General features: G+C 61.1%; 5 protein-coding genes and 1 tRNA gene. All 6 read left to right on the top strand.

The window, feature by feature from the left end:
- Positions 1–140: 140 nt before the first annotated feature.
- The 6 genes from JX325_RS11215 (at position 141) to JX325_RS11195 (ending at position 6,691) form a co-directional block, all read left to right on the top strand.
- A complete protein-coding gene (locus JX325_RS11215; protein ID WP_204791209.1) occupies positions 141–2,132 on the top strand; it encodes a type IIA DNA topoisomerase subunit B in 1,992 nt (663 codons plus the stop codon).
- 381 nt (positions 2,133–2,513) lie between these two features.
- Complete coding sequence (locus JX325_RS11210) at positions 2,514–2,735, top strand: helix-turn-helix domain-containing protein (protein WP_243414052.1); 222 nt, start codon at positions 2,514–2,516, stop codon at positions 2,733–2,735.
- A 16-nt stretch (positions 2,736–2,751) separates the two neighbouring features.
- Entirely contained in the window at positions 2,752–4,995 is a 2,244-nt protein-coding gene (locus JX325_RS11205) for a DNA topoisomerase (ATP-hydrolyzing) subunit A (protein WP_204791208.1), read from the top strand.
- Between the two features lie 3 nt (positions 4,996–4,998).
- Complete coding sequence (locus tag JX325_RS11200; RefSeq protein ID WP_204791207.1) at positions 4,999–5,598, top strand: lactate utilization protein; 600 nt, start codon at positions 4,999–5,001, stop codon at positions 5,596–5,598.
- 39 nt (positions 5,599–5,637) lie between these two features.
- Complete coding sequence (locus tag JX325_RS18165; protein ID WP_243414051.1) at positions 5,638–6,495, top strand: hypothetical protein; 858 nt, start codon at positions 5,638–5,640, stop codon at positions 6,493–6,495.
- 123 nt (positions 6,496–6,618) lie between these two features.
- Positions 6,619–6,691: transfer RNA gene (locus JX325_RS11195), tRNA-Gly, on the top strand.
- Position 6,692 lies beyond the last annotated feature (1 nt).

Below are 6,692 nucleotides of genomic sequence, written 5' to 3'. Positions count from 1 at the left end.
GGGTTGAACCGGGGGACTTCTTGTGATATAATCGAACCGTTTCAAAATCCTGGGCAAAACCGGGGCTTTTCCCCCTATATCCTGTGCCCGGAGGCGAAAAAAAGACGTTCCCGGCGGATNNCGCCGGTTTTGGAGGAACTATGGCGAAGAAACAGGATTACGGCAACGACANCATTTCCGCCTTAAAAGGCGCGGACCGGGTGCGCAAGCGTCCCGGGGTTATTTTCGGCTCCGACGGCCTGGACGGCTGCGAGCACGCGGTCTTTGAGATTTTATCCAACTCCATCGACGAGGCCCGGGAGGGCCACGGAACGTCCATCACCGTCACCCGCTTTTTGGACCGGAGCGTGGAGGTGGAGGACGCGGGCCGGGGCTGCCCGGTGGACTGGAACGAGAAGGAGCAGCGCTTCAACTGGGAGCTGGTCTTCTGCGAGCTGTACGCCGGGGGCAAATATGATAACGTGTCCGGGGACAACTACGAGTTCTCCCTGGGCCTCAACGGCCTGGGCTCCTGCGCCACCCAGTACGCCTCCCGGTACATGGACGTCACCGTCTGGCGNGACGGCTTTGAGTACCGCCTCCGCTTCGAGCGGGGGGAGATCGCAGGGGAGCTCCAGAAAACGCCCCTGCCTAAGTCCNANGCGAAAAAGACCGNCACCCGGACCCGGTGGCTTCCGGACCTGGAGGTGTTCACGGACATCAATATCCCGGCGGAGTACTTCTCCGGCGTGATGAAGCGCCAGGCGGTGGTGAACGCCGGGATTACCTTCCACTTCCGCAACGAGACGGAGCCGGGGATCTTTGAGGAAACGGAGTTCGTCTATGAAAACGGCATCGCCGATTATGTCGCCGAGCTGGCGGGGGAGAACAGCCTGACCTCCCCGGCCTTCTGGCAGGCGGAGAAGAAGGGCCGGGACCGGGAGGATAAGCCGGAATATAAGGTGAAGCTGTCGGCGGCCTTCTGCTTTTCCAATCGCGTGAACGTGGTGGAGCACTATCATAACTCCAGCATCCTGGAGCACGGGGGAAGCCCCGAGAAGGCCAGCCGCTCCGCCTTTGTCTCCGCCGTGGACAAGTACCTCCGGGAGCAGGGGAAGTACCAGAAGAACGAGAGCAAGGTCACCTGGGCGGACGTGGAGGACTGCCTGATTTTGGTCACCAGCAACTTCTCCACCCAGACCAGCTATGAAAACCAGACGAAAAAGGCCATTACCAATAAGTTTGTCCAGGAGGCCATGACGGAATTCCTCCGGTCCAACCTGGAGATTTATTTTATTGAAAACCANTTCGACGCGGAGAAAATCGCCGGGCAGGTGCTTTTGAACAAGCGCAGCCGGGAGAAGGCGGAGGAGGCCCGGCTGAGCATTAAGAAGAAGCTCTCCGGCAGCGTGGACATCGCCAACCGGGTGCAGAAGTTTGTNGACTGCCGGACGAAGGACGCCGCCAGGCGTGANATCTACATCGTGGAGGGCGACAGCGCCCTTGGCAGCGCGAAGCTGGCCCGGGATTCGGAGTACCAGGGCATCATGCCCATCCGGGGGAAGATTCTCAACTGCCTGAAGGCGGACTACGCCCGGATATTCAAAAGCGAAATCATCACGGACCTCATCAAGGTTCTGGGCTGCGGCGTGGAGGTGAGCAGCAAGCACGCCAAGGACGTTTCCTCCTTTGACCTAGGAAACCTCCGCTGGAGCAAGGTGGTCATCTGCACCGACGGTGACGTGGACGGCTTCCAGATCCGGACCCTGGTGCTGACCATGCTCTACCGCCTGACCCCGACGCTGATTCGGGNGGGGTATGTGTATATCGCGGAGACCCCCCTTTTTGAAATCAACTGCGGGGAGAAGACCTGGTTTGCTTACTCCGACAAGGAGAAAAACGACATTGTGAAGGACCTGGAGGGGAAGAAATACAAGATTGACCGCTCCAAGGGCCTGGGCGAGAACGACCCGGACATGATGTGGCTGACGACGATGAACCCGGAGACGCGNCGGCTGATCCGGGTGATGCCGGAGGACGTGGAGCGGACGGCCCAGGTCTTTGACCTCCTGCTGGGGGACAACCTCNAGGGGCGGAAGGACCATATCGCGGAGAATGGATACAAATATTTAGAGATGGCGGATATTTCCTAGGGGCGGCCCAGACCCGCCAGAGGGCGCCCGCCCTCTGGACTCCGGCCAGGGGAAACCAGATTCCCCTGGACCCCTTCTCATTTATTTTTTTGATAAATCCCTCTTTCCATGAAATCCTGGTGCAACAGCCACCGCATGTAACCGGACCGGGTGCGCAGGGTTTCATATGCCAACCGAGTCAAATGTTTATGATCCTGCTCAGTCATGGTCACGCAAACGCGTTTGCTGATATGTTTACTTTTGGCCATACGATGCAGCACTCCCTACTGTGAACGTAGTTTTGTGATGCTTTTAGTATATGTGAATAGATTCTTATAGTCAAGGGATATTTGAATTTTTTCACATAATGTGCTATTATAACAATTGAGATGGGGGATTCTTGTGGAACATACCGAAAGAATCTTGAAGATTTTGGAAGAAAGAAACATTACCGCTTATAGGCTGTCAAAAGAAACCGGTATTTCGCTCAGCTTGCCCAGCAAATGGAAGGAAAAGCCCTCATCAAAAGTATCCTCCGAAATTCTGGTCGCAATCGCCGACTATCTGGACTGCTCGGTCGATTACCTCCTTGGCCGGACCGAGAACCCCAACCTGAATAAATAGTGGAAAGGGCAGAATCATGCCAAAGAAGAAAACACCCGAAACCGGAAAGCCCAAATCCGGCAACCCCAACGTCTTAGGGCTCCACGCGGCGGTGGTGGAGCAGCCCATCACCGACACCCTGGAAACCAACTACATGCCTTATGCCATGAGCGTTATCGTCTCCCGGGCCATCCCGGAGATCGANGGCTTCAAGCCCTCCCACCGCAAGCTCCTCTACACCATGTATAAAATGGGCCTCCTCACCGGGGCGCGGACCAAGTCCGCCAACATCGTGGGCCAGANCATGCGCTTAAACCCCCACGGAGACGCCGCCATCTACGACACCATGGTCCGCCTCTCCCGGGGCTACGGCGCGCTGCTCACCCCCTTCGTGGACTCCAAGGGCAACTTCGGCAAGCATTATTCCCGGGACATGTCCTGCGCCGCCCCCCGGTACACCGAGGCCAAGCTCACCCCCATCTGCCAGGAGCTCTTCCGGGACATCGACAGCGACACCGTGGACTTCGTGGACAACTACGACAACACCATGAAGGAGCCCGCCCTCCTGCCCACCACCTTCCCCAACATCCTGGTGTCCGCCAACATGGGCATCGCCGTGGGCATGGCCTCCCAGTTCTGCGGCTTCAACCTGAAGGAGGTCTGCGACACGGCGGCGGCCTACCTCAAAAACCCGGACTGCGATCTGCTGGAGACCCTGCCCGCCCCGGACTTTCCCACCGGCGGGGAGCTGATCTGCGACCGGGACGCCCTCCGGGACATCTACGCCACGGGACGGGGCGGCGTGAAGGTCCGGGCCAAGTGGCGCTATGTGAAAGAGGAAAACCTCATCGAAATCACGGAGATTCCCTACTCCACCTCCACCGAGGCGATTTTGGACAAGGTGGCGGAGCTTATCAAGGCGGGCAAGGCCAAGGAAATCGCCGACATGCGGGACGAGACGGACCTCTCCGGCCTCAAGCTCACCATTGACCTCAAGCGGGGGGCGGACCCGGACAAGCTCATGGCCCGCCTCTTCAAGCAGACCCCCCTGGAGGACGCCTTTTCCTGCAACTTCAANGTCCTCATTGGCGGGATGCCCCAGGTGCTGGGGGTCCGGCGGATTCTGGAGGAGTGGACCGCCTGGCGCACGGAGTCCGTGCGGCGGCGGGTGTTCTTCGTCCTGGGGAAGCGGNGGGAAAAGCTCCACCTCCTCAAGGGCCTCAAGCGCATCCTGCTGGACATTGACAAGGCCATTNAAATCATCCGGGAGACGGAGGCGGAGTCCGAGGTCATCCCCAACCTGATGATTGGCTTTGGCATCGACCAGTTGCAGGNGGAGTACGTNGCGGAAATCAAGCTCCGCAACATCAATAAAGAGTACATCCTGAAGCGGGTAAAGGAGACGGAGGCCCTCCAGGATGAAATTGACGATCTGGAGGACATCCTCCAGGACCCCCGGCGGGTGAAGAAAATCATCCTGGAGGAGCTGCGGGACGCGGCGAAGAAGTACGGCGAGCCCCGCCGCACCTCCATTATTTACGCCCACGAGCTCCCGGACCCCGGGGAGGACGAGGGGCCGGAGGAGACGGCGGTCCATGTGTTCCTCTCCAGGGAGGGGTACTTCAAGAAAATCACCCCCCANAGCNTCCGTATGAGCAATACCCAGAAGTACAAGGAGGGGGACGGCCTCCGGCAGAGCTTCGAGACTACCAGCCGGGCGGAGGTCATGTTCTTCACCGACAAGTGCCAGGTCTACAAGACCCGCCTCAGCGAGTTCGAGGATGCCAAGGCCAGCGTCCTGGGGGACTACCTCCCGGCGAAGCTGGGCATGGACGCCGNGNAGAGCCTGGTGTTCATGGTCCTCCCCGGGGACTACTCNGGGGGCCTCCTCTTCTTCTTTGAAAACGGCAAGGCGGCGCGGGTGGAGATCAAGGCCTATCAGACCTGCTCCAACCGCCGCAAGCTCACCGGGGCCTATTCCGACAAGTCCCCCCTGAAAGCGATTCTCCGGGTGGACGNGGACCTGGAACTGGCGGCCTACTCCACGGAGCCCCGGTGCCTGATTTTCCACACCGCCCTGCTGGCCCCCAAGACCACCCGCTCCACCCAGGGCGTGGCGGTGATGACCCTGAAGCCCAAGTACCAGTTGGAGTCCGTCCGCCCCCTGGAGGAGACGGCTATTTCCAATAAGAGCCGCTACCGGGTCCGGGCGGTGCCGGCGGCGGGGGCCCTGCTGCGCCAGGAGGACACGGGAGAAACCCAGCTGACATTGGAGGAATGAGACATGGCGGATTTTGAAACGGTCAAAAAGAATCTGGAGGCCCGGGGCTACGCCGTCCGGGTCTTCGNCACCGGGAAGGAGGCGGCGGACTACCTGGACGCCGCCATAGACGGAAAGTCCGTGNNCTTCGGCGGGTCCGCCACCCTGGACGCCCTGGGGCTCTATGAGCGGCTGNGGAGCCACAACCGGACAATCTGGCACTGGAAATGGGAGGACAAGGACGCCGCCCGCCGGGAGGCCATGGTGTCCGATGTGTACCTCACCTCTGTCAACGGCCTGGCGGAGACGGGGGAGCTTGTGAACATCGACGGCGCGGGAAACCGGGCGGCGGCCACGCTGTTCGGCCATGAGAAGGTGTATTTCGTCATCGGCCAAAACAAGCTGGCGCCGGCTTANGACNGGGCCGTCTGGCGGGCCCGGAACGTCGCCGCCCCGCAAAGGGCCCGGCAGCTGGGCAAAAAGACCCCCTGCGCCGTAAAGTGCGACCGCTGCTATGACTGCAAAAGCCCGGAGCGCATCTGCCGCGGGCTTGTGACCCTCTGGGGCCCCATNNTGGGCATGGAGGCCGAGGTCNTGCTGGTAGAGGAAGACCTGGGATTATAAGCTATAAGCCGGAGGAGAAGTAAGGGGAGGAGGCCCGCCATGAGTCGGAAATTAAGCGGACTGGCCGTGCTGACGCTGGCGCTGTGCCTGCTGACAGGGTGCTCGGCCCTGCTGGAGCGGACCTATTCGACCGCGGAGCCCCACAGCAGCAAGTTNTGGGAGAGCGAGGCCGCCGGGACCCTCCGGGCGGAGAACCACCAGGACGTGGTAAACGATCTGCTGCTGCTGGTGGGGCGGCACCAGGAGACGGCGACCCTGCGCCTGTATGATTTCAAGAGCGACCTGGCCGTGGCGGACACCCTGGAGGAGGCCGCGGCGGAGGTTCAGCAGGAGACCCCCATGGGGGCCTATGCCGTGGAGTTTATCACCACCTCCAGCCACGCCCAGCGGGGCTATTATGAGGTGGCGGTGCGCATTGGCTACCGCCGGACCCTGGAGCAGCTCCAGGCGGTGGTGAACGCCACCAGCCCGGAGGCGCTGTACAGCCTGCTGGCGGCGGCCCTGGACGAGGGAAAGACGGAGCTGGCGGTCCGCATGGGCTACTGGGGGGAAAACGGCGGCGTCCGGGTGGAGGAGGCCATGNCGCAGCTCCGGGAGGAGCGGGAGCTGACGGAAACCGTCCCCTGGGTNGTGAATTACTATCCCGCCGGGGAGAATCCCGNNCTGGTGGANTTCCTTCTGNANCCGCCGGAGCCNGAGGAGGGCGGAGNGCCCGGGGAGGACGGAGAAGAGCCCCCCGGAGAAGAGGGGGAAAGCTCCCTTGAAGAGGGCGGGGCCCCGGACGGCGGCGCGGCGCCGGAAGNCGGGGAAGCCCCGAAAGAGGACCTGGAGCCGAAGGCGGAGGGGGAGGAAAAAGCAGACCCCGCCGCCCCGGCGGAGCCCGGGGAAGCGGANTAGAGGAAATTTTTTCTGCCAGGGTCTTGACAAGAGGGAAAATCTTTGCTAGAATACTTATTGTCTTTGCGGGCACTGCGCAGCCGTTGACGGCTTGCCGTCTTACGGATGCGGCGTACCCCCTATGCGGGCATAGCTCATCTGGTAGAGCGCCACCTTGCCAAGGTGGAGGTAGCGAGTTCGAGCCTCGTTGCCCGCTC

Origin of the sequence: Oscillibacter sp. CU971, assembly GCF_905219725.1 — a bacterium.
Classification (GTDB): domain Bacteria; phylum Bacillota; class Clostridia; order Oscillospirales; family Oscillospiraceae; genus Oscillibacter.
Note: the sequence above shows the minus strand (reverse complement) of the source record. Positions and strands in the feature narration are given on the sequence as shown.